The organism is Alkaliphilus peptidifermentans DSM 18978 (genome assembly GCF_900101495.1).
Classification (GTDB): domain Bacteria; phylum Bacillota; class Clostridia; order Peptostreptococcales; family Natronincolaceae; genus Alkaliphilus_C; species Alkaliphilus_C peptidifermentans.
On the sequence record NZ_FMUS01000071.1, the window covers coordinates 1 to 1,395 of the forward strand.

The 1,395-nt window shown below is 36.5% G+C and carries 1 protein-coding gene; it reads left to right on the top strand.

The genetic code is table 11. The features are described from left to right. Positions 1-192 precede the first annotated feature (192 nt). Complete coding sequence (locus BLP68_RS21325; RefSeq protein ID WP_091547763.1) at positions 193-876, top strand: hypothetical protein; 684 nt, start codon at positions 193-195, stop codon at positions 874-876. Positions 877-1,395 lie beyond the last annotated feature (519 nt).

Sequence of the window (1,395 nt, forward strand, 5' to 3'; positions counted from 1 at the left end):
TTCAGCACCACACCTTCTCACTGGGTGCAAGCACCGCCAAGGTAGTATTCCTATGGGGTCCAGTTCGAAGACATCGCAAATGCGGGACCGTTATAGGAAATAGTGATATCGGGGTTGTACTTAAGAGTCCATTTAATAGATAATATTATGGATAACAGACATATGTGGAACTAATGAAGGAGGTCATAACAAATGGATTTAAAGCCATGGAATAATGAAATAAAGCAATTAAGAGAAATAATCTTAAAACCAGATAGAATTGAAGAAAGCAAAAGCTTGTCCTTAAGTTTACATTCAATGATTCATTCCTCAACTATGTCTGGAATAGATAAAAAAACTTTTGAAGATGAACTATGGGAAGGGTTAGATGAAAACACATTCAGAACTTCAAGAAATGAAAAGGGTCGTACAATAGCATATGGCATTTGGCACGCAACTAGAATAGAGGACATAACAATGAACTTATTGGTTACAGGAGATAAACAGATTTTCAATAGAGAAAATTGGCAGGAAAGAATAAACTCAAAAATAAAAGATACTGGTAATGCAATGTCTGAAAACGAAATAATAGAATTTAGTAAACATATAAATGTTCATGAACTAAAAAATTACCGAATTGAAGTAGGAAGAAGGACTAGGAACATAATAAAAAATCTTTCGATTCAGGATATGAAAAGAAAATTCGATAAATATAGATTACAACGTATATTAGATGAAGGAGCAGTATTGAATGTGGAAGCCTCAAATTGGTTAGTTGATTTTTGGGGGAGAAAAAATGTATCGGGAATTATATTAATGCCAGCAACTAGGCATCATGTGGTTCACATTAATGAATCTTTAAGTGCAAAGAAGAAATCTAAAACAAATTTGGTATAATATACATAAAAGACGTCACTACTCCCTATAACAATGTGTTTACGGGAGGCCGGCGGACACGTTTTAAGGGCAGGGTCAGAGCACCACATCCCTTCACCGGGAACAAAGTTCCGCCAAGACGGTCTATCTTTGGGGTCCATCTCGAAGGCGTCGCAAACACGAAACGTTCTCCGAAACCATACGCAAAAGGACGTGGCTTCCTACCGCGGATTATTGAAGAACATTTAAAGAACATATCCAATGCACATAGACACTCTTATGAAATACATTAAAGCAGCTAATGAATAGTCTGAACATTTTCGGTACCAAGACTGATACATAACATTTACATAATATGCAGTTGAGGTCAGATGATATGTATAAGGGTGCGACGTCCTGTCGCCCTCTGAGTCAAGGGTCGTATGGCATCGGAGAACAGTGTATTTTGGATTGTCAACACTAAATTAGACAGTTTTTATAAGGTTATGCTCTCTAAATTCTACTGGGCTTAAATAGCCTAATGTTGAATGTATTCTATAA

Coding starts and splice junctions, on each gene's coding strand:
- BLP68_RS21325 (WP_091547763.1), top strand. CDS start 193: ATGGATTTAAAGCCATGGAATAATGAAATAAAGCAATTAAGAGAAATA.